This window comes from Myxococcus sp. NMCA1, from assembly GCF_026810205.1.
Taxonomy (GTDB): domain Bacteria; phylum Myxococcota; class Myxococcia; order Myxococcales; family Myxococcaceae; genus Myxococcus; species Myxococcus xanthus_A.
This window is the reverse complement of sequence record NZ_CP113950.1, coordinates 7752063-7774029: the sequence shown is the minus strand read 5'-3', so window position 1 is coordinate 7774029 and position 21967 is coordinate 7752063. Positions and strand designations below refer to the sequence as shown.

19 protein-coding genes are annotated in these 21967 nt (G+C 70.5%); 8 read left to right on the top strand and 11 right to left on the bottom strand.

Annotated elements, in window-relative coordinates; translation table 11 throughout:
* Positions 1-174: 174 nt before the first annotated feature.
* Together OZ403_RS32160 and gstA are read right to left on the bottom strand one after the other, a co-directional pair.
* Positions 175-534 carry a VOC family protein gene (locus OZ403_RS32160; protein WP_140856964.1) on the bottom strand — a complete coding sequence of 120 codons (360 nt, stop codon included), beginning with the start codon at positions 532-534 and terminating at the stop codon, positions 175-177.
* Positions 531-1139 (bottom strand): glutathione transferase GstA, encoded by a 609-nt coding sequence (gstA, locus tag OZ403_RS32155; RefSeq protein WP_140795096.1) that lies wholly within the window; start codon positions 1137-1139, stop codon positions 531-533. The genes OZ403_RS32160 and gstA overlap by 4 nt, the downstream gene beginning before the upstream one ends.
* Positions 1140-1369: 230 nt before the next feature.
* On the opposite strand from gstA, the gene OZ403_RS32150 reads away from it, so the two are divergent.
* The 3 genes from OZ403_RS32150 (at position 1370) to OZ403_RS32140 (ending at position 4145) form a co-directional block, all read left to right on the top strand.
* On the top strand, positions 1370-2230 hold the full coding sequence (locus OZ403_RS32150; RefSeq protein ID WP_140795095.1) for a hypothetical protein: 861 nt from the start codon (positions 1370-1372) through the stop codon (positions 2228-2230).
* Between the two features lie 107 nt (positions 2231-2337).
* Complete coding sequence (locus OZ403_RS32145; protein WP_268782536.1) at positions 2338-3153, top strand: TIGR02452 family protein; 816 nt, start codon at positions 2338-2340, stop codon at positions 3151-3153.
* Between the two features lie 140 nt (positions 3154-3293).
* A complete protein-coding gene (locus tag OZ403_RS32140; RefSeq protein ID WP_268782535.1) occupies positions 3294-4145 on the top strand; it encodes a DUF1206 domain-containing protein in 852 nt (283 codons plus the stop codon).
* Between the two features lie 7 nt (positions 4146-4152).
* Here the strand turns inward: OZ403_RS32140 and OZ403_RS32135 are convergent, their stop codons facing one another.
* The 4 genes from OZ403_RS32135 to OZ403_RS32120 form a co-directional block, all read right to left on the bottom strand.
* Positions 4153-4527: a hypothetical protein gene (locus OZ403_RS32135; RefSeq protein WP_140795092.1), complete on the bottom strand. Its 375-nt coding sequence runs from the start codon at positions 4525-4527 to the stop codon at positions 4153-4155.
* Between the two features lie 253 nt (positions 4528-4780).
* A complete protein-coding gene (locus OZ403_RS32130) occupies positions 4781-6478 on the bottom strand; it encodes a sensor histidine kinase (RefSeq protein ID WP_268782534.1) in 1698 nt (565 codons plus the stop codon).
* A gap of 6 nt (positions 6479-6484) precedes the next feature.
* Positions 6485-7744, bottom strand: a complete 1260-nt coding sequence (locus OZ403_RS32125; protein ID WP_268782533.1) for a hypothetical protein — start codon at positions 7742-7744, stop codon at positions 6485-6487.
* A 94-nt stretch (positions 7745-7838) separates the two neighbouring features.
* The gene (locus OZ403_RS32120; protein ID WP_442929652.1) at positions 7839-8909 is read right to left on the bottom strand and encodes a hypothetical protein; all 1071 of its coding nucleotides are present in this window, start codon (positions 8907-8909) and stop codon (positions 7839-7841) included.
* Positions 8910-9061: 152 nt separating this feature from the next.
* On the opposite strand from OZ403_RS32120, the gene OZ403_RS32115 reads away from it, so the two are divergent.
* The 3 genes from OZ403_RS32115 to OZ403_RS32105 all read left to right on the top strand — a co-directional run bounded on the left by OZ403_RS32115 (position 9062) and on the right by OZ403_RS32105 (position 14862).
* A complete protein-coding gene (locus tag OZ403_RS32115; protein ID WP_268782531.1) occupies positions 9062-12349 on the top strand; it encodes an ATP-binding protein in 3288 nt (1095 codons plus the stop codon).
* 89 nt (positions 12350-12438) lie between these two features.
* Positions 12439-14172, top strand: a complete 1734-nt coding sequence (locus OZ403_RS32110) for a DUF6311 domain-containing protein (protein ID WP_268782530.1) — start codon at positions 12439-12441, stop codon at positions 14170-14172.
* 45 nt (positions 14173-14217) lie between these two features.
* Positions 14218-14862 (top strand): HAD family hydrolase, encoded by a 645-nt coding sequence (locus OZ403_RS32105; protein ID WP_140799854.1) that lies wholly within the window; start codon positions 14218-14220, stop codon positions 14860-14862.
* Positions 14863-14951: 89 nt separating this feature from the next.
* Here OZ403_RS32105 and OZ403_RS32100 read toward each other — a convergent pair whose 3' ends face one another.
* From OZ403_RS32100 to OZ403_RS32090, 3 genes are all read right to left on the bottom strand, one after another.
* Entirely contained in the window at positions 14952-15518 is a 567-nt protein-coding gene (locus tag OZ403_RS32100; RefSeq protein ID WP_237077611.1) for a hypothetical protein, read from the bottom strand.
* A 136-nt stretch (positions 15519-15654) separates the two neighbouring features.
* Positions 15655-16239 carry a nucleotidyltransferase family protein gene (locus OZ403_RS32095; protein WP_268782529.1) on the bottom strand — a complete coding sequence of 195 codons (585 nt, stop codon included), beginning with the start codon at positions 16237-16239 and terminating at the stop codon, positions 15655-15657.
* Positions 16236-17348, bottom strand: coding sequence for an XdhC family protein (locus tag OZ403_RS32090; RefSeq protein ID WP_268782528.1), 1113 nt, complete (start codon positions 17346-17348; stop codon positions 16236-16238). The genes OZ403_RS32095 and OZ403_RS32090 overlap by 4 nt, the downstream gene beginning before the upstream one ends.
* Positions 17349-17524: 176 nt before the next feature.
* Here OZ403_RS32090 and OZ403_RS32085 point away from each other — a divergent pair, with 176 nt between their 5' ends.
* On the top strand, positions 17525-17926 hold the full coding sequence (locus OZ403_RS32085; protein WP_140795082.1) for a hypothetical protein: 402 nt from the start codon (positions 17525-17527) through the stop codon (positions 17924-17926).
* Positions 17927-17948: 22 nt separating this feature from the next.
* Here OZ403_RS32085 and OZ403_RS32080 read toward each other — a convergent pair whose 3' ends face one another.
* Both OZ403_RS32080 and OZ403_RS32075 read right to left on the bottom strand, forming a co-directional pair.
* Positions 17949-18254, bottom strand: coding sequence for a hypothetical protein (locus OZ403_RS32080; RefSeq protein WP_140799849.1), 306 nt, complete (start codon positions 18252-18254; stop codon positions 17949-17951).
* A 145-nt stretch (positions 18255-18399) separates the two neighbouring features.
* A complete protein-coding gene (locus OZ403_RS32075) occupies positions 18400-19377 on the bottom strand; it encodes an NADPH:quinone oxidoreductase family protein (RefSeq protein ID WP_140795080.1) in 978 nt (325 codons plus the stop codon).
* Between the two features lie 317 nt (positions 19378-19694).
* Here OZ403_RS32075 and OZ403_RS32070 point away from each other — a divergent pair, with 317 nt between their 5' ends.
* Complete coding sequence (locus tag OZ403_RS32070; RefSeq protein ID WP_140799848.1) at positions 19695-21929, top strand: M4 family metallopeptidase; 2235 nt, start codon at positions 19695-19697, stop codon at positions 21927-21929.
* Positions 21930-21967 lie beyond the last annotated feature (38 nt).

Genomic DNA, 21967 nt, shown 5'->3' with positions numbered 1-21967 from the left:
CCGTCGCTTCCATGCCCCGGACCTGTCCGGCTCCCCTGTGAGTCGAAGCCGCTCGGGAGGGGGCCTGCCGGACGTCGCCTCTCGAGGGCAAGCGGTTCGACGAGCGGTGGCGCTGGGACACAGGGCGGCGGCCTCGGGTGAAGGCCGCGCGCCCTGGCCCGCGGTGAAGCGCGGCTACGCCGGCTCGATGAAGTTCAGCCGGTAGCCGTCCGGGTCGGTGACGATGAGCTCCCGGGTGTACCAGGGCTGAACCGTGGGGCCGTCCACGGCGGCGCCCAGGGCCTGGGCCCGCAGGAGCACCTCGTCCAGGCTGTGGGGCGCCTCGGCGCGGAGGCCGACGAGCACCCCCGTGCCGCGTCGGCCTTCCAGCTTCAGCTGCGGCGGCGGGGTGACCAGGTACACGTCCAGGGCCTCCGCCCACCGGAGGTGGACGAAGGGGGGCTCGGCGCTCACGCGCGTGAAGCCCATCGCCTCATAGAAGGCTACCGAGCGCGCGCTGTCCGTGACGAGCAGCTTGACGAAGGCCGCCGTCACTTCGCGAGGCCTTCCGCCTTCAGGGCCTCCTGTACGGAGGGCCGGTCCGCCACGCGGGCGTGATAGGCGCGCAGCGCGGGGAAGGGCTCCAGGTCCACCTTCGTGTGCCCGGCCCAGTTGAGCGTCGTGAAGAGGTACGCGTCCGCCACGGTGAACTGGTCGCCCAGCAGGAACGCCTGCTTGGCCACCACCGCCTCCAGCACGCCCAGGCGCTGCGCGAGCCGCTCACGCGTCAGTCGCTTGCCTTCATCCGGGAACGCCGGGTTGAACAGGGGGCTGAAGCCCTTGTGAATCTCGGTGGAGATGAAGTTGAGCATCTCCTGGAGGCGGTAGCGCTCCAGCGTGCCGTTGGCCGGGGCCAGCTTCTTGTCGGGGACCTGGTCGGCGAGGAACTGGACGATGGCGGGGCCCTCTGTCAGCAGGCTGCCGTCATCCAACTGGAGCGCCGGGACATAGCCCTTGGGGTTGATGGCGAGGAAGTCCTCGCCCGCCGCTGTCTTCTTGGCGCGGATGTCCACCTTCTCGGTGGTGAAGGAGAAGCCGCCCTCACGCAGGATGATGTGGGGCGACAGCGAACAGGCGCCAGGGGAGTAGAAGAGTTTCATGGCGCGGATTCCTGCACGACTCCGGCGCCGTTCGCCATGAATTCGGATGCAGGTCGGAGAAGGTCGGGCGTGCTCCCCCAGCCGCCCCCTGGGTCGGCCCTGCCCAGGTGACCCGCAGGCACTGCGAGTGATAGGGATTCGTGAAGGTCGGCACCGGTCCGGGGAGCCCGGCCGACCGCGTCCCCTCAGCGCATGCCCGGCCCCGCGGGCCTGTCCGGATACCTGAACCTATGCGTCTCAAGCAGTCTTTCCTGCTTCCCCTCGCGGTGCTTTCACTGGGTGTGCTGCCGGCGTGCTCGGATGATGGTGACGAGAACCCTCCTGGCAATGACGCGGGCACCGACGCGGGCACCCATATGGGAACGGACTCCGGCACCGACGCGGGCGACGACAACCCGGGGCCCAGCACCGAGCCCGGCACCTGTCCTTCCAACGCGCTTCTCTGCGAGTTGTTCGACAGCGGCAACGACACCAACGGATGGACGGCCAGCGCGGAGAACGCCTCCGTCCAGGTGGACAGCACGCGGACGCGCAACGGCCCGGGCGCGCTGCACGTCCTCACCGAGGATGGACACGACGAGCGGCAGCGGGCCGGCAAGGCCATCGCGCAGTGGGAGAAGCGCATCCCCGCTTTCGAGACCCGGCTCTTCGTGCGCGCGCACGTCTACATGCGCTCGCTGCCAGGGGCGTTCGGGCAGATGGGCACCTTCTTCGTGCTGTCCAACTTCGGCGCGGACTTTGGTGGCTTCGAGCTCCAGGTCATGCAGGACAGCGGCTTCGCGCTGGATGACTGGTCCTTCCGCGAAGGGCAGGGATGGAACCGCCAGCCCGAGCCCGTCCAACTGGGCATGTCGGCGGGGCGTTGGGTGTGCCTGGAGTGGGAGGTCCGCCGCGACAGCACGTCGAGCACGCATGGCAACACCCGCGTCTACGTGGACGGCACGCTGGCGCACGACTTCACCAACATCGGCATGCGCGCCTTCAACAACTTCTCCGTGGGCTACGGCTTCGTCCACCCGCTGGGTGCGTCCGGCTCCGAGACGTGGATTGACAACGTCGTGGTGAGCACGCAGCGCGTCGGCTGCGACTGAGCCGCATCGCGCGCGGTTCCTGTCAGGTTGCCCGAGGCCTGTTCGTGTTGTTCTTACACTAATGCTCGCGCACCTTCGCGTGAGCGCGGACAGACAGGACGCAGCACATGTCGTTGAAGGGCATTGGACAGGAGACGGTGGACATCATCGAGCGGGGTCAGTACCTGGCCCCCTCGGGCCGATGCGTCCCATTGGGTGAGGCCGTGGAGCGCGCGGTCTCCGGCACGGAGCTGTACCGGCCGGGTGACTTCTCGCGCTTGTCATTCCCCGCGGCGGCGAACCCGTCGGCGCCTCGAATCGAAGTCACCGCCGAGAAGACAGGCGCCGCCGCGCGCCGGCTGGTGGAGGCGGGCGCGTCCCATGTGGCCGCGCTCAACTTCGCGTCGGCGAAGAACCCCGGAGGTGGTTTCCTGGGCGGTGCGAAGGCACAGGAAGAGGACCTGGCGCGCTGCTCGGCGCTGTACCCGTGCCTGCTCACGCAGCGCGAGTACTACGATGTCAACCGCGCGGACCGGTCGCCCCTTTACACGGACCACCTCATCTATTCGCCGGACGTGCCGTTCTTCCGGGATGAGGGCCTGACGTTGCTGGAGCAGCCCTTCCAGGTGTCCATCCTCACTGCGCCCGCGCCCAACGCAGGCGTGGCGCTGTCGCGTGACCGGGACATGGGAGGACGCATCCGCAAGGTGCTGGAGGCGCGGGCCCTGAAGGTGCTCCGTGTCGCCGCGCACCATGGGCACCGCACCCTGGTGCTCGGCGCCTGGGGATGCGGCGTGTTCCGCAACAACCCCGTGGAGGTCGCGGAGGCCTTCGCGCTGGGGTTGGCCTCGCTCCCGGGCGCCTTTGACCACGTCGTCTTCGCCGTCTACGAGCGCGGTGGGGATGGACCCAATCTGCGCGCGTTCCAGGCGCGCTTCGGCTGAGCTGTCCTCGCTCCAATGACAAGACAAGCGCGCCGGTGTCCTGGGCGGGCAGCCAGGCGAGCGGTCGTTGGGCTCCGACGCGTCCATGTACATCGTTCCCTCGCGGACGTGGCGGGAGCACTGGAAAGGAACGAGGACACATGGCGACGGGGACATTGCGCCGGCCCGACCTCCAGCGGATGGCTCGGGCGGGGCAGGGCGCGGGCCGGAGCGGCGTGGAGTGGGCGGCCCGCGTGGGCTACGCCGCGCGCGCGGCGGTCTACGCGGTGATTGGGGTGCTGGCGTTGATGCTGGCCGCGGGCGAAGGAGGTCAGGCGACGGACACCCATGGCGCGGTGGAGGAGGTGGCCCGCCAGCCCTTCGGCTCGGTGTTGCTGGTGATGCTGGGGGTGGGACTGGTGGCCTTCGCGCTGTGGCGCTTCGCCCAGGCCGCCTGGGACCTGGAGGACAAGGGCCGCTCCGGAAAGGGCATCGCGGCGCGCGTGGGCATGGCGGGCAGCGGCGTGATTCACGCCAGTCTCGCGCTCACGGCCTTCAATCTTCTTCGCGGCCAGGGTGGTGGTGGTGGCGGCGGCAATCAGGGGCTCACCGCCAGGCTGCTGTCCCAGCCCTTTGGCCAGGTGCTGGTCGTCATGGTGGGCCTGTCGGTGATGGCGTTCGCCGGGTACCAGCTCTACCAGGCCTGGAAGGGACGCATGTTGGAGGAGCTGACCCTGTCCGGACTGGCCGCGCGCCGGCGGACCTGGGTGGAGCGCATCTGCAGGGCCGGTGTCGCGGCGCGCGGCGTGGTGTTCCTGCTGGTGGGTTGGTTCTTCATCCAGGCGGCGCTGCGCGCGGACCCGGGAGAGGCGGGTGGCCTGGGTGAAGCGCTGGGCTCGTTGGCGCGTCAGCCCTTCGGACCCTGGCTGCTGGGCCTGGTGGCGTTGGGCCTGGTGGCCTACGCCGTCTATCAGCTCTGCGCCTCGCGCTACCGGCGCATCCCCACGCCGTGAGGCGGCCCTACACGCGGCGCTGCAGGTGTGACACCGCCGAGGTGAGCAGGGCCTCGGGGGCCACCTGTCCCTGGGCGCCGACCAGCGCGGGGTAGACGTCGATGGGCGCCGCGCAGCCCACCACGAAATCCGCGGCTTCGCGCAGCTTCGCCAGCGCGAAGTCCGTGCAGTGGATGGTGATGACGGGCAGGAGGCCAGGCTCGCTGAGCCACCTCACGCCGTCCGACAAGTCGTGGGCGCTCACGAAGCGTTGCACCCTGTCGCGCAGCTTGCGGCTCTCGTCCAACGCCGCCGCGAGCCCGCTGCGCCGGTCCCGCTGTGGTGCCGGGACGTAGGGCTCCGAGTCGTCCTCGCGCGGCATGATGATGCTCTCAATCCACATCGGAGCGCCTCCTGACGAAACGACCGTCGCGACCATGACGAGCAACGAACCCACACCCACTTGACGCCGAACCGGGACGGCATCATGCACGTGTTCGGCGAACCCCGATTCACTGATGGCGCCAAGTCCTTCTCGAAAGGCGTCAGGGTGTAAGAAATCGGAGAAAGGGCCGGGTGTCACCGCGTGGGCGGCGCCCCACATGTGTCCAGGAGTGGATGCCACACTCGCCCCGCCGGACTGGGTGGCACCTGCCCTACCGTGGCAAATCCACCACGAAGGCGGCGCCGCCTCCGGGCGCTTCCTCCACGTGAACGCGGCCGCCGTGCGCTTCGATGATTTGCCGGACGATGTGGAGCCCCAGCCCCAGGCCGCCGCGCCGCTGGGCGTTGTCGCCCTGGGTGAAGCGCTCGAAGACGCGATCCCTGTCCGCGGCGGGGATGCCCGGTCCGCTGTCCTGCACCACCAGCCGCGTCCTGTCCGGAGCGTGCGTCAGCGACACCTTCACCGGCTTGCCCGCGCCATAGCGGAAGGCGTTGGTGAGCAGGTTGCTCACCACCTGCTCCATGCGCAGCCGGTCGAAGCGGCACGGGGCCGGCGCGTCCACGTGCGAGTCCAGGAGCACGCCCGCCAGACGGGCCTCCTCGGCGAAGCGGGAGACGACGTCCGACACCACGCCGGACAGGTCTCCGTCAGCGAACTGGAAGTCCAGCTTCCCCGTCTGGATGCGGCTGACGTCCAGCAGGTTGTCCACCAGCGCGCCCAGCCTGCGCAGCTGGCGCTCCGTGTTGTCCAGCTTCCCGGCGACCTTGTCCGAGCCGAGCGTCGCGGTCGGCGCGGAGGCGCCCAGGCGCCGCAGCAGTTGCAACTGGAGGCGCAGGGACGTCAGCGGCGTGCGCAGCTCGTGGCTGGCCATGGAGAGGAAGTCGTCCCGCGTGCGCACCGCCTCCTGCAGCGCGGCCTCCGTCTCCTTCAGCGCGGTGATGTCCAGGATGGCCCCGCGCACCACCGCGACGTTGCCCGTGGCGTCGCGAATCACCGACGCCCGGCTGGTGAGCCAGTGCCAGCTCCCGTCCGGCCAGCGGGTGCGGAAGGTGGACGTGTAGGCGTCCACGTGCCGGGTGAAGAGCGCGGAGACCTGGGCCTCCACCTCCGCGCGGTCCTCCGGGTGGATGGAGGCGAGGAACTTCTCGTGCGTCCACTCCGCCTGTGGCTGTGCGTAGCCGTAGAGCCGGTCATGTGCCTCGGAGCGGAACACCTGGCCGGTGACGAGGTTCGTCTCCCAGACGGCCATCTGCGCGGAGTCGAGCGCCACCTGGAAGCGCTCGCCCAGCTGGCGGAAGCGCTCCTCGGTGCGCGCCACTTCATTCTCCGCGTGCTGGCGCTGGGTGATGTCCGTGGCCAGCACCCACGTCTCGTCACCCACCACGCGGACCGTCACCTCCAGCCAGGTCCGCGACGGCAGCTCCGCCAGGAAGCGGCCGCCCTCGCGTGTGGTCAGCGCCGTCATCAGCCGTTCGTGCATCACCGTGCCCGAAAGCTCGGGCTGGGCAAGCCAGGGCTCCTGGCCGCGCACCTGCTCGGCCGACACCCCCAGCAGGGCGGCGGCGTGCGTGTTCAGCTCGCGGACGCGGCCGTGGGCGTCGAGCGTGAAGAAGGCCTCGCCCATCATCTCCTGCAGCACACACAACCGGGCCTCGGCGGACAGGCTGACCTCGTCGGCGGCGTGAGCAGGCAGCTCGGTGGTGGTGACTGCGGGGGGCGGCTCCGAGGGACGACTGGGCTCGGAAGACGGAGCGAGTCTCATGGGGGCCGGGAAGGTCTCCCGGCCATCCGGAGGCGTCAAGCCGTCCGGCGCGGCGCTCGCAGGGTCTCCTGGTGTGTCAGGAGGCTCACGGCGCCGGTCCCTGCGTCCCCGTTTCCGGCCCCCCCCAGGCCGCCCCGACTCGCCCATGCGCGCTCAGCCTCCGTTCGCTGCCGCCGTGGGGTCCACCAGGGGTTCAGGCATGACCCAGAGCGCCGTGGGCTGAAGATAGGCCGCGTCGAATGCGAAGAGAATGCCCGTCCAGCGGTCCCAGAAGATGGCCCAGTTGTACTCAGTGGGCGGCGAGGTGAGCGGGTTGCCGTCGCGGTCCGGCTGGCTGTAGGCGAAGTCCGCGTACGTCCACGTCATCGTCCCGAAGTCCGTGGACAGCAGCGGGGTGATGGCGCGCAGCAGCTCGACGCGCGACACCTCGTCCGGGCGCTGGACGGCAGGGGAGAAGACAGGCTGGGCCATGTCGTGCTGCTCGCGCCAGGCGATGTAGTTGTTGCCCATGGCAATCAGCGCGTCGCGCGCGGCCGGCGTGGGCGCCAGACGGGCCTCTTCGTACAGCGCGAAGGCCGCCACCAGCAGGCTCTTCCAGTGCATGCCGTGGAAGAGGGTGTCGAACTCGAACGGGCGCGGCGTGTCGAAGGCGTGCGCGAGCGCGTAGTCATAGGCCTGACGGGACTGGGCGGGCACCGCGCCCACCAGCGTGAACTCCGTCAGTACGCGCTCGGGCGTCACCACGCCGGCCCCCGCGCGCCAGTCCATGTAGAGGCGCCCCGAGCCGCCGATGTCCGTGAAGATGGCGAGGTTGCTCTCGTTGAGCGTGCGCTCCAGCGTGTCCACGATGCGCTCCGCCTTGTCGAGCGGGAGCACGCCGGGCGCGCTCGCGTAGAGCGCGGCGAAGCGCGATGTGGTGGTGAGCAGCGTGCGCGGGTCCAGCAGGGCCGCGCCATTCAGCGCCGTGGTGAGCGAGGCGAGGGACGCCGCCACGTCGAAGGGCAGGCCCGACAGCACCAACCGCAGGCCCAGTTGCTGGACGGACAGATGCAGGGCGCCCGTGAGTCCCACGCGTCCCAGCGCCTGCTGAAGCGACAGGGACGGCTGACCGCGGGCGGCGCGGATGACGCTCCGGGCCAGTGACGCGCCGAGAAGGCCTTCGCCGCCGGTGCGCGAGGCATGCGGCGCGAAGACGAACCAATTGGGCCGCACGGCGCTGGTGCCACCCGGGGTGAGGGTGGGGTCCAACAGGCCGCCGACTTCATAGGCCAGTTCGATGTAGCCCGCGGTGATGCGGTTGTTGTCTTCCAGCGGCGTGGTTTGGGCGTGGGACGTCGAGGCCAGCAGCACGCTCGCGACGAGCAGCGCGCGGGGCAGGCCCAGGGGGATGGGGCGGGATGGGGTGAGGTGCATGAGAGAGGGAAGTAGCCACGCCCATGCGCCTTCCAATCCATTCCGCCGCGCGCACGCGAAAAGCGTCTAACAGCAGACGCTCGCGCGGCTCACCTCACGGGCAGGGGCCGCAATCCTGTGCGCAGCTGTCGTACCGGTTGGAGGTGCCACATTGCTCCGTGGCCTGACATAGGGTGTCTCCGCACACATTCACGTTCGTGGGGGACAGTCGCGTGGTGATGGGGCGGTAGGTGACACCGCCGAGCGTGCACGTCTCGTAGTAGAGGCCGCTCGAGTCCAGCGTGCAGTGGGACGTGCAGGCGCCCACGTACACCATGGGTGCGCAGGGCACGAGCGTCTCCGTGCCGTCGTGGAGCAGGCCCGCGCAGGCGCGCGAGGTGCTCTCCTGGGGACCCAGCGGAGCGCGCTCCGCCCCCACGTGGATGCCTTCTGAATTGAAGAGGTTGCCGAAGAAACACGACTCCTTCCGGGAGTGCGTGGCGAGCTCCTGCGCCGTGTAGGGAATGACGGCGCCCGCGCCGTCCAGGCCGAGGACGGAGATGAGCAGCTCCTCCCCCAGCCGGTTGGCGTGGGCCGCCAGGCACGCGGAGACGACCTGCTGTTCGGCCAGCGTGGCCGGGCTTCCCCTGGCCCAGTCCGGCGCCAGCCCCAGGCCGCCTTCCCAGGTGTACGACTGCTCCGTCGCGGGGGCCGTGTAGGTGCGCGTCTGCCCCGCGGGCACGGCGCAGCGGACCACGTAGCGCATCGCCATGTCGGCCAGTGAGGGATTGGCCTGGAACCAGGTGTTGAAGGCTTCCGACGACAGGCCATTGAAGGACAGCCCGTTGAACGACAGGCCATTGAAAGACAGCCCGTTGAAGGACAGGCCATTGAAGGACAGCCCGTTGAACGACTCCTGCGGCTGCGTCCGCGCGCTGGTCGGGGACACGGCGTCTGGCGGCAGAGGCTCGCAGCCAGCAATGCCAAGCATCGTCAGGGCGAGCATCGGAAACGTCTTCGGAAACAGTGTCTTTTTCATCGACTCCCCAGTGGGTCCAGGTCGCCGGACGGCTCGCGGTGCAAGTGTCCGGGCGGGGCCACCCCGAGGAGTGCGGGCATGGTGAAGGGTGGCCGGCGCGAAAATTTGCACCGGGGATGCATGCGGACAACCCGTACCCACGGGCAATGTTTGCAGTCGCGGACAGTCGAGGCGTGCTGAAGGTGGGCACGGGGTTCACACCGGCGGTGCCTCCCGGGACGAGTGGGCCGTGGCGTTGTGGACGCGTCCGCGCGCGAGCGTCTCGTGCCGGATGCTGTCTGTGTTGAGGCCCGGAGCATGTGCCCGTCGCGCATGGGCGGTGTTCGGTCCGCGTGGTGTCATCTCTTCATCGGGAACTGGCATCGCAGGAGCGTGCGATGGGTGATGTGTCCTCCAGAAGGCTGGCAGGCTCCGCGGCGGGCATGCTGAGGGCACTGCCCGGCCAGGAATCCCAGCCGGCCTCCGCGACGCCTCCCGAGGGCTCCGTGGCGCTGGTCTTCACCGACGTCCAGGGCTCCACGCGGCTGTGGGAGCGTTGTGGCGCGGGCATGCGTGACGCGCTGGAGGTGCATGACCGCGCCCTGCGTTCCCTGCTGGTCGGCAGCACAGGCTACGAGGTGAAGACGCAGGGGGACTCCTTCATGATTGCGTTCCCCTCGGTGCTGGAGGCGTTGACGTGGTGCCTGGAGGCGCAGGACGTGCTGCTGCGCGCGCCCTGGCCGGTGGACATCCTCTCCCAGCCCGAGGCCGCCGAAGAGGTGGGGCCCGGAGGCCTGTTGTTCCGGGGCCTGCGGGTCCGCATGGGCGTGCACGTGGGCGAGCCGGAGTGCCGCGTGGACGCGCGCTCCGGCCGGACGGACTACCTGGGCCGCATGGTGAACGTGGCGGCGCGCGTGGCGGCCGCGGGCCATGGAGGTCAGGTCCTGGTGAGTGGCGGCGCCTGGGCGCAGGCCGCGCAGGGGTTGGAGCCGCTGGGCCGGCCCGCGGTGCGTCCCCTGGGCGCGTTCCGATTGAAGGGCATCGATGATGCCGTGGCCCTGGTGGAGGTGCTGCCCGCGCACCTGTCGGAGCGGCGCTTCGGAGTTCCACGTGCGCCGAGAGATCGGCAGGGGAACGTGCCCGTGCTCCAAGAAGGACTGGTGGGGCGAGGCATCGAACTCGGGTTGCTCCGCCGCTGGCTCGTGGACGGCACGCGGCTCGTCACGCTGCTGGGGCCGGGCGGCATGGGCAAGACCCGGCTGGCCACGTCCTTTGGTGCGCTGGAGCTGGAGTCGGGGGAATGGGAGGGCGGGGTGTGGCTGTGTGAGCTGGCCGAGGCCCAGACAGCGGAGGCGCTCTGCCTGTCGGTGGGCCATGCGCTGGGAATCCCCCTGCGCGCGGACGGCGACCCGACCGAGCCGGCGGAGCGGCTGGGGCGCGCGCTGAACGACTGTGGTGACGTGCTGCTCATCCTCGACAACCTGGAGCAGGCCGTGCAGCACCTGCCCGCCACGTTGGGGCGCTGGCTCCAACTGGCGCCTCGCGCGCGCTTCCTGGCGACGTCGCGCGAGGCGCTGGGCCTTCCCGGTGAGCGACTGCTGGACCTGGCGCCGCTCTCGGTGCCGGAGGAGGGCGAGTCACGGCTGGAGGAGTTGGTCCGGTCGGACGCGGTGCGGCTGTTCGCGCAGCGGGCGCGCGAAGCCCGAGGCCACTTCGAGCTGACGGCCGGCGAGGCACCGAAGGTCGCGGACATCGTGCGGCAGCTGGATGGAATCGCCCTGGCCATCGAGCTGGCCGCCGCGCGCATGGCGCTGTTGAGCGTGAGCCAGCTTCGGGAGCGGCTCACGCGTCGCTTCGAACTCCTGCGCACGGGACGGCGTGACGGCCGCGCGCGGCAGGCGACGCTGCGAGGAGCCATCGACTGGTCCTGGAACCTGCTGGAACCGGAGGAGCGGGCCGCGCTGGCGCGCTGCTCGGTGTTCCGTGGCGGCTTCACGCTGGAGGCGGCGGAAGCGGTGTTGGGGCTGCCCCCGGACGGGCCCGCCGTGCTGGACGTGCTCCAGTCGCTGCGCGCCAAGTCGTTGCTGCGCGTGCTGGAGGCGGAGCTGCCCGGCGGTGACTCCCGGCTGGGCCAGTACGAGAGCATCCGTCAGTACGCCGCGGCCCGGCTGGCCGAAGAGGGCGTGGGCAATGCGGCCGCGTTGGCGGAGCGGCACGCGGATTGGTACCTGTCGCTGGCCCACGGCCTGCGCGCGCAGGTGCGCAGCCAGGGCGGCGCGGAGGCCTTGCAGCGGCTGGCGCTGGAGCGGGAGAACCTCCTGGCGGCGTGTGACAACGCCCTGGCAGTGACGCCCGCGACGGCGCGCTCGGTGGAGCGGGCGTTGGAGGCGTTGGTGGCGCTGGAGCCGGAGGTGGTGACGCGGGGCCCGGTGCGCCTGTTGCTCGAACGGCTGGACGCGGCGCTGGCGCTGACGGACCGGGTGATGGGCGCGCCCAGGCTGGTGGCCGAGGCCGTGGCGGTGCGTGGCCGCGTGTTCCTGGAGGCGGGCGACCTGGTGTCGGCCCGCAGGGATTTGGAGTGCGCACGCGCGTCGCTGAGGAGGCTGGGCGCGGTGGCGGGCGAGAAGCGCGTGCTGGTGGACCTGTCGATTGTGGCCCGTCACGAAGGCGAGCTGTCCCAAGCCTGGGAGCTGGTGCGCGAGGCGCGGCTGCTGTCGTCGGAGGGCGACCGCTGGCTGGACGCCTACACAGTGGGCAACCTGGGGCTGGTGGAGCAGGCGCGCTGCGGCGCGGAGGCGGCCATTCCCCACCTGCGCGCGGCGCAGGCGCTCTTCCACGGCGTGGGCGACGTGACGTTCGAGGTGGGCTTCCTGTCCAACTGCGCGGTGGCCATCGGGGAGATGGGGCGCACGCGCGAGGCGATGAGCCTGCTGGAGGACGCGATGGCGCGTTCGGCCAGTGTGGGAGACCGGGCGGGGCATGCGCTGGCTCGCCTCAACCTGGGCTGCTACCTGCTGGAGGAAGGGCGCCCGCAGGAGGCGCGCGAGCACCTGCTGGCCGCTGTGCGCATTGGCCGGCAGCTGGGGCAGCGGCTGCTGGAGGGCACCGCGCTGGGCGAGCTGGGGCGCGCGGAGCTGGCCCTGGGGGCGTGGAGCGAAGCCTGGGCACGGCTGTCGGAGGCGGTGTCCGGCCTGGGGCGCGTGTCGCGCGGGCAGGTGCTGCGCTTCGCGGTGTACCGGGCCGTGGTGGAGGCGTGCGTGGGAGACGCAGCGGCGGCGGAGGCGAGCTTCGTCGTGCTGGAGGGCGCGTCGGAGCTGCGGGACGACCCGGTGCTGCGCGAGCTGGCCGCGCTGCTCCGCGCGGCGGTGGACCTGGCGGAGGCACGGGCGGCCCGGGACGACGTCGCGCGGGCGCAGCGGGCTTTCGAGTCGGTGCGCCAGCGCATCGCGCGGGCCCGGTGCGCTCCGCCCGAGGCCGCCTCGTCGGACCTGCGTGGCGCGCTGGGCTTCCTGGAGGACGCCCTGTGGCGACTCACCTCGGAGCCCGAGGATGTGGAGGCCGTGGAGATGGAGGGCAGGGGCACCCCTGTCTGCGCCGGGGCTGCTTGACGCCCCTGAAACGGCTGTGCTTCAAGCGGCGCTTCCATGCCCGAAGCGCGCGTCACCTTCGTCTCTGTCGCCCCGCGTGAGTGCCGCTCATGAGGCCCGCCCTGCCCGAGCGGCTGCGGCGCATCTTGGACACGGTTGCATCGTTCGTCGTGGCGAACGCGGGCCCGCTGGGGGCCGCCGGGGTGGGGCTGCTGGCGTTCCTGGCCATCTACGGTCCGGCGGCGCTGAATCCCACGCGCCTGGCCTGGCTCATCCGTGACGACTTCAGCCAGCACCTGCTGGGCTGGCTGTTCTTCCGAAACGAACCGCTCCGCTTTCCGCTGGGCGCCATCGACGGCTACCTGCATCCGCTCGGGACGACGCTCGGCTACATGGACGCCATCCCCTGGGTGGCGTTGCTGCTGCGGCCGTTCTCCAGCCTGCTGCCCGCCGACTTCCAGTACATCGGCCCGTGGATGTGCATGTGCCTGGTGCTCCAGGGCGCTTCGTCCGCGTGGGTGGCGCGGCGGATGGGCGCGACGGTGCCGCAGCAATGGCTGGTGGGCGCGCTGCTCGTGCTGTCGCCCACGCTGCTGGCGCGCATGAGCATGGCGCACGAAGCGTTGTGCGCGCACTGGACCATCGTGCTGCTGGTGGGGCTGAACCTGATTCCGCAGCGGGACGCGCGCGAGGCGAAGCAGGCGTTGGGCATCGCGCTGGCGCTGTGTGTGTTCGCCGCGGGCGTGCACCCCGTGATTACCGCCATGGTGCTGCCGCTCGCGCTGGCGCTGTGCGTGCGGACCGCGTTGGAGCGCAAGCTGCCCTGGCGGTGGCCCCTGCTGGGCGCCGTGGTGAACGTGGGCGTGGTGCTGGTGCTGTTCTACGTGCTGGGCTACCTCGGCACGGTGCGCACCCTGGGCGCCGGCGCCTTCGGTGGGTTCTCCGCGGACCTCCTGGCGTTCGTCAATCCGATGGGCTACCGGGACTCCTGGTCGCGCTTCCTGGGTTCGCTGCCGAGGCAGGGCGCCCAGTACGAAGGCTTCGGCTACCTGGGGCTGGGCGTGCTCTTCGCGCTCTGGGCCGCGCTCATCCTGCTCGTGCGGGACGCGCCGCTCGTCGCGCGGCAATGGCGCAGGCTGGTGCCGGTGGGGCTGGTGACGCTGGGCCTGGGCTTCTTCGCGCTGTCCTCGCGCATCACCCTGCAAGGTGAACTCATCGCGGACCTGACGGGCCTCTACGCGCCGGTGATGCGGTGGGTGGAGCCCTTCCGTTCCTCCGGCCGCTTCGTGTGGCCGCTGTACTACCTGCTGGCGCTGGGCTCCTCGCTCGCCCTCATCCGCCTGCCCCGGCCCACGGTGGCGCCGTCGCTCCTGGCCCTGGCGCTGGTGCTGCAGGCCTTCGATGTGAACCTGGGGCGAGGCCATCAGGCGAAGGAAGGGCCGGCCTGGAACACGCAGCCGTCCGAGGCGCTGCGCGAGGCCGCCGTGGGGCGCAAGCACCTGGTGCTCTACCCGCCGCAGATGCATGACGGCTCCGGGCGGGGCTGCCGCGCCGGGCCCATGGACTTCCACCGCTGGGCCTACCGCGCCTACCGGCTGGGGCTCACCTTCAACAGCGGCTACGTCGCGCGGTTGGACGACTCGCGCGCGCAGCCCTACTGCCTGGGACTCGACGACGATATCCGGGCGGGCAAGCTCGACCCGGAGACCCTCTACCTCTCCATTCCGCAGCGGCTCCATGAGTTCCGCGCCATTCGCGGTACGCGCTGTGTGCCGGAGGAGCGGCTGTGGATGTGCGTCCTGGAGCAGGTGCCCGCTGCTCCGACGGAGCACGCCTCGCCCTGAGTCCGGAGGGAGGACAGGGGGCGCGAGAGGGGGTATGGAAGGTGCGTGAGCGCTTCTACTTCTCGCGGCATCCTCTTCGACCTCGACGGCACGCTGGTGGACTCGCTGCCGGACATCATCGACAGCTTCCTCCATGCCTTCAGGCACCTGGGGCTTCCGGCGCCGACGTACGAGCAGGTTCGTGCGCTCATCGGCCATCCGCTGGACTGGATGTACAGCCAGTTCGCCCCGGACCACGTCCCCGCGTTGTGCGTGGCCTACCGTGAGCACTACCCGCTCAACTTCCACCGGCGCTCACGGCCCTATCCGGGAGTGGTGGAGGTGCTGCGCGCGCTGCGCGAGCGGGGCTACCTGCTGGCGGTGGCCACCACCAAGCGCCCCGACATGGCGCGCAAGTTCGTGGACGCCATGGGCCTGGGCCCGTTGCTCCACCACGTCCAGGGCACGGATGGCTTTCCGCACAAGCCCGCGCCCGACGTCATCCACCACGCGCTGGCGGCGCTGGGCACGGGCGGGTTGTGGATGGTGGGGGACACCGCGCTGGACCTGCGCGCGGGACAGGCGGCGGGGCTGCGGACCTACGCCGTCACCTGGGGCACGCATCCGGTGGAGGTGCTCGCCAGTGCCTCGCCGGATGAGCTGCAGCCGGACCTGCAGCGGCTCCTGACGCACCTGCCGCCGCTGGCGTGACGGCTGGCGTCTTCGGGGGATGAAGCCAGCGCCTGGCCCACCTGGACGACGCGGGGGGCAGGGCCTCGGGCGCTGGCCTCATGTCGGGCTCAGTCCGCCGCCATCCCCGGGCACTTCCCCGTGTCCAGGTACTTCGCGTTCCGGTGGATTTCGGAGCTCAGCTTGTCCTGCCGGGCCGGGTCGACGGCGGTGTAGACGATGACGACGCCCTCCGGAGAGTCGTGCACGCTGGCGATGGACGGCACCGACGGTGCGCCCGCGGAGCCCGGCTCCTCGCGGCCGCCCATCTCGTCGTAGTCGACGCCCGGTGGCTGGGCCATGCCGCTGCCGCCCGTGCCGTGCTGCTGCTGGAACTGCATCATCCTCCGGCTGCGCTGCTGGAGGTCCGCCACCTTGTCGGTTTCCTGCGTGACGATGATGAGGGCCACGCCCTCCGGGATGTCCTCCGCGCGTGCCTGTGCGCCGGACACGTCCATGGGGCAGTCCCGCTTCATCTCCGCCTGCGCGTTGGGCGGCAGGCCTTCGCCCTGCCGTGGCATCTGCTGCGCCGTGGGTGGCCTCCCGCCCTGGGCTGTCTTGGCGTGCCTGGAGCAGCCGACCGAGAAACACATCACCGCCGAGGCGGCCAGCGCCGCCGGGAACCTGAATCTGGACATGAGCCCCCCTTTGCTGAAAGTCCTGCGCGCAGAAGGTGGGGAGCGGTGCGCGGCGGTGGCAATACGCACTGACGTACCAGAGGGCCGGCCTCGGGGCCGATGCGCGTATTCGCGGCGCGACGGATGCGGGCTCGGTTCACGTCAGCCGCGAGACATCCTCGGGCGTGTCCACGTCGTCGCCACCGCCGGGCAGCGGGACGCCCACCACGCGCGAGGCCACGCGCGCAATCACACCGCGCGCGCCCTGGCCCGGGCTGAGCGCATCCAGCTCCGGGAAGACGTCACGCGCGAAGAGGGCGGGCACGCCCTGGGTGTCCTCGTAGGCGGAGGCCACCACGGACGCGCGAGTCCGTTCAAACGTATCCAGCAGCGTCCGCAAGTGTGCGGCATCCACGCGAAGCTGGTCGCACAGCAACACGAGCACTGCGTCCAGCGCCGGGGGCTCCGTCTCCCGCAGCGCACCGAGCCCCGCGCGCAGTGAGCCTCCAGGGCCCGTGGCCCAGTCCGCATGGTCCACGGTGCGCACGGCGAGGCCCGTGAGCTCCGCGGCAACCGCATCCCGCGACGCGCCCAGCACCACCACCACGGGGCCGCACCGCAGGGAGGCCGCGGCCTCGGCGGCGCGCCGCACCAGCGTCGTGCCCTGGTAACGCACCAACTGCTTGGGGTGCCCCAGCCGCGAGGAGCCGCCCGCGGCCAGCAGCACCACGCCCACCGTCATGCGAGCCTCCGCACCGGAGGGGGCGCGGCGGTGTGGATGGGCGCGCGCCGCTCGCGAAGCTTGCCGCCCGCGCGTCCGGCGACCACCGCTTGAAGCTCGGCGATGATGGACAGGGCGATTTCCTCCGCGCCTTCCGCGCCCAGGTCCAGGCCCACGGGCGCGTGCAGCTTCTCCAGGTGCGCGTCGGTGGGCGGGGAGGGCAGCTCCGCGAGCAACCGGTCCGTGCGCGAGCGAGGTCCCAACACGCCCAGATAGCGCAGGGGCCGTGGGAGCAGCCGCGCCAGCAGCTCGCGGTCCTGCGGCAGACTGTGTGTCATCAGCACGGCCAGCGTACGGGGCGACAGGGGCACCGCACCGGGCGCGTCCGGGGCCTTCGCCGACACCACCGTATGGGCCTGGGGAAAGCGGCGCCGCAGGGCCTGCGCGGGCCGGTCCGCCACCACCGTGACATGCCAGCCCAGGGCCGCGGCCTGGTTCACCAGCGGGGCCACGTCGAAGCCGCTGCCGAAGAGCACCAGGGGATGGGGCGGCTCCACGACTTCCACCAGCACGTCCGCGCCGCCGCAGGGGCCACTCCACGTCCGGCCCGCCTCCAGCGCCTCGCGTGCGGCTTCGCGCACGGCGTCTCCCAGTGCGCCGGACAGCTGGCTCGCTTCGGTGCCGTCATCGCGGAGCCTCAACCGGGAACCCACGGCGTTCGCGGGGCCCCGGTACACCGTCGCCACCACCGCCCGGCGTCCCGCTTCCCGCGCCTCGGCGGCGAAGGTGAGGGCCTCGCCCGCGCCCGCCTCCCAGCGCTCCAGCAGCACGTCCACCACGCCGTTGCAGCCCAGCGCGAAGGAGAAGGCACCTTCGTCCTCCGAGGTGTCGCTGGTGGAGTCGTAGCGCAGCAGGCGGGGCCCGGTGGTGGTCCAGAAGAAGGCCTTGCGGACGACGTCGGCCTCCAGACATCCGCCGCTGATGCCGCCCGCGAGCCATCCGTCCTCGCTCATCAACATCCTCGCACCCGGCCGCCGGTAGGCGGAGCCCGATACCTCGACCACCGTGGCCAGGACCAGGGGGCCGCGAGCTTGCGCCCGCGCGCGGAGGATGGCGTCCAGGTCCTTCATGTCTCGTCGTCCTTGGTGGGGGTGACTGGAACGCGACGAGAAACTGTAGTCGGCGCCATTCCATCCCGGCCAGTGGCGTTCTTTCGCGGGAGCGCCCCGAGGCGGGCCTGGGTGCGGCACTCGACACACGCAATGAGTGGATGAATCCTCGCGGCTGGGGTGTAGTTCCCATCCGCATGCCTGTCCTGCGTTACGCCTTCACCCTGAATGCCGTGCGTGAGCTCGGCCGCCTGGCTCCGGACATCGCCCGGGCACGGGCAGAGGCGGCCCTGGACACGAGCCTCCTGCACATCCGCGAAGCCTGCACGGCCACGCTGGGCATGGAGTTCGACACACTGGTGTGCTTCGACGCGCGCTCCGTGGTCCGCCTGTTCTCACACGCGGAGCAGGCCCGCATCCTGGCCCGGCTGGTGGACGAGCGGGCACGCACGCTGGCGCAGCTGGGCCGCTTCCAGGAGGCGCTCGAGGACACCGTCTACGCGGGGCAGTTGCTGGCGTGCTCGCGCCAGCGCTTCGGCCTGCCCAAGGATGCGCGCGCGGCGGAGACGCTGGAGCGCGAGGTGCCCGAGCTTCGTTGACCCACGCGTTGTGGGCCGCGCTTCATCGGGAGCGCTCGCCACCCGGCGGCGGTTCGTCCTCACTGCCGGCGGGCTCGGGTTCCGGCTCCAGTCGCGCCTGCCGTTCGCTGGCTTCCCAGGAGGCCTGGGCATCGCCTGCATGGACACGGCGGGCGGAGTCATCATCCTGCTGGCCCGTCCATGTGGTGTGGCCGCCCGCGTAGCCTTCCAGGGGCCGGGGGCCCCGGTGGGACTCCACGTCCAGGTCCTTCTGCTCCTCCTCGCGCAGGCGCTTGCGCTCCTGTTCCCGCTCGCGCTGGTGCTGCCGCTCCAAGGGGTCATCCGCCATGGTGCCTTCACCTCCTGCACCAAGGTGGGGTCCGCCCGCGAAGAAGGCAGCGCCGGGCGTGGCCGCACGCAGCAGGTCGCATGCCCGGCGGTCAATCAACGGGCACCGGGCGCGAGCACTCCCGCGCCGGTGCCTCCAGGCCATGTCAGCCTTCGCGCATGCGCAGCACCACCTTGCCCGTGGCGCGCCGGGCGTCGAGCTCACGCAGGGCCTGCGCGCCCTGCTCCAGCGGGAACACCGGGCCCACGACGGGCGTGAGCACACCACGGTCCGCCATGGCCTCCAGGTCCTTGGCGATGGTGGGCGTCAGGGATGGCTCGTGCAGGAGGAAGCCGCCCCATGCCACGCCGACCACGTCGATGTTGCGCAGCAGGAGCCGGTTCACCTGGACCTCGGGGATGCGCCCGCTCGCGAAGCCCACCACCAGCAGCCGGCCTTCGGGCGCCAGGCACTTGAGGCTCTTGTCGAAGATGTCGCCGCCCACCGGGTCCACCACCACGTTGGCACCCAGGCCGCCCGTCTTCTCCCGAACCTGCGCGACCCAGTCTCCGGTCGACAGCAGCACCTCATGCGCGCCGGCCCGCCGGGCGACGTCCGCCTTGCGCTCGTCGCTCACCACGGCGATGACGCGCGCCTTCGCGCCGCGCGCCACCTGCACCGCCGCCGTGCCCACGCCTCCCGCGGCGCCATGGACCACGACACGCTCCTCCGCCTTGAGCCGGCCTCGCCGGTGCAGCGCGAAGTGCGCCGTGTGGTAGTTCATCACCACGCCCGCGGCCGCCTCGAAGCTCCAGTCCGCGGGAATGGGGAACACCATCTCCGGCTGAATCGCGGCCACCTCGGCGAAGCCGCCCAACCCGAAGCTGAAGGCCATCACCCGCTGCCCGGGCTTCACCGCCGCGCCCGCGGGTGCCTGCCGCACCACGCCCGCCACCTCCACGCCTGGAATGAAGGGCAGGGCGGGCTTGAGTTGGTACTGCCCCCGGGTGAGCAGCAGGTCCGGAAAGCTCACCCCGGCCGCCACCACGTCGATGAGCACCGAGTCCCCCGCCTCGGGCTCGGGCACGTCCACCAGTTGGAGCCCGTCAGGGCCGTCCAGCCGCTGTAGCTGCAATGCGCGCATCGTTGCCTCCCGGACAGGAAGCGTAATGGCCAGCCACGTCGATGCCAGTGTTGCCGCACGCGCGCGGGCGGACCCGGAGTTCGGCACGGAGTTCACAAAACCTGTGGAAAACCGAGGCCCGCCTGGACGACCTGTCACGTCACGTGACAGGTTGCCCGCACTGGCAGTGGACTCCGTAAGTCCGTGAAAGCAAAGGATTAATCGTAATTAGCCTGAAATCTAAGAAGAGGATAACAACTGAAATAATCGCGCAACCTTGAAATACGTGCCATCCCTGTGTCATCGTGCTTCCTAATCTTTCCGCTTAGGAGGATTACATGGTGCAGAAGAGAGTTCGCGGAGCGCTCGGTATCGCGGCGCTGTCTGTCGTTGTCGGTTGCAACGAGTCCACCCCTGCCCCCGAGGCCGACAAGCCTACGGATGCCGCGAAGGCGGCGACGCTGGAGAATGGCGCGAAGGTCGTCCTGACGGACGACCAGAAGGTGGCGCAGTTCGTCACCGGTCTGTCGATTGCCCTGCCGGATATTCCGGCCGCTGGCCCCAAGGCGCTCAACGCGTCCGCGCTGGCCCCGGTCGTCGACGCCGTGGCGCCGACGTTCCGCCTGGAGCCGGGCAACCTGGTCTTCAAGAAGGCGCACACGGACAAGCAGGGTGACAGCCACTACCGCTATGCGGTGAAGCACAACAACCTCCCGGTGCTGGGCGGCGAGCTGATCCTGCACGCGCGCAACGGCAAGGTGTTCGCGGCGAACACCAACGTCCGCAGCGACCTGCGCGCCGAACTGAAGGCGACCATCGCGGGTGAGATTGCCACGTCCGCGGTGGACTCCGACCGCGAGACGCTCAAGGGCTGGGTCACCGACAAGAACCCGGAGCTGGTGTACTGGCGCGTCGATGACGAGCTGCGCCTGATGTACAAGGTCGTCCAGCACGGCAACAAGGCGGACGGCACGCCTGTTCGCGACTGGGTCCTGGTGGACGCGCGCAACGCCGATGTGATGCTGCGCATCCCGCAGATCAAGGAATCCCTCGACCGCCGCCTCCACAACGGCAACAACACCAGCATCCTGCCGGGCGCGGTCGTGCGCATCGAGGGCGCGGTGCCGGTGGCGGACCCCGTGGTCAACACCAACTACGACCACCTGGGCACCGTCTACGACTGCTACAACACCCTGTTCGGCCGTGACTCCATCGACAACGTGGGTGGCACGCTCATCAGCACGGTGCACCACCGCGTCAACTACGTGAACGCCTTCTGGGACGGTACCCAGATGGTGTACGGCGATGGCGACGGCGTGACGGCCACCAACCTGGCCAACTCGCTGGACGTGACGGCGCACGAGCTGACCCACGCCGTGACGGACAACGAGTCGGACCTCATCTACTCGGGTGAGTCCGGCGGCCTGAACGAGTCGATGTCCGACGTGTTCGGCGCGGTGTGCGAGTGGTACGGCGACGGCGCGGACGAGGTCTCCCCGCGTCACTGGCTGATTGGCGACGACGTGTGGACCCCGTCCATCCCGAACGACGCCCTGCGCTACATGAACGACCCGGCGCTGGATGGCGACTCGCTCGACCACTACCACAACTACGTGCCCGGTACCGGCGTGCACTACAGCTCCGGTATCTCCAACCTGGCGTTCTACCTCCTGTCGCAGGGTGGCACGCACCCGCGTGGCAAGAGCACCATCGTGGTGGCGGGCATCGGCATCGAGAAGGCCGCGCAGATCTTCTACAAGGCCAACACGTTGATGGTGCCGACGTCCAACTTCGAGGCCGCGAAGACCATCTCGGAGCAGGCCGCGGCGCAGCTCGGCTACGACGCCGCCACCATCGAGTCGGTGTCGAACGCGTGGAAGGCCGTTGGCGTCAGCGTCCCGGTTCCGCCTCCGCCGACGGACCCCATCGGCAAGGACACGCCGGTCGTCGTGTCGGGTGGCGCCAACGAGAAGAAGTACTTCGAGGTCACGGTGCCGGAAGGTGCCTACAACCTGCGGTTCACCCTGTCGGGTGGCACGGGTGACGCGGACCTGTACGTCCGCTACAACAGCGCGCCCACCACCGCGCTGTACGATTGCCGCCCGTACGCCGGTGGCAACAACGAGGTCTGCACCTTCGCGGCTCCGCAGCACGGCAAGTGGTACGCGATGCTGAACGGCTACCGTGCGTACTCCGACGCCACGCTGACCGTGACCTGGGAGGGTGGCTACGTCCCCATCGAGAGCGGCATCGCCGTGGAGAACCTCTCGGGCGCGGCGGGCTCCTCGCAGGTGTTCATCCTGGACGTGCCGGAGCGTCGCCCGGGCCAGGGGAAGAACAACATCTACATCCAGACGGGCGAGGGCAAGGGCAACCCCGACCTCTACGTCAAGCGTGGTGGCGCCCCGACGCACGCGGACTACGACTGCCGCAGCGTGAAGGACCACCAGTCGGAGAAGTGCAACCTCATCAACGCTCCGGCCGGCCGCTACTACATCGAGGTCTACGGCGCGAAGGATGGCTTCGAGGGCATCGTCCTCATCGGCTCCTTCCTCGAGCCGCTGCCTCGCTAGTCTGAAGTGACGGCGCGGCCTTTGTCCGCGCCGATGAG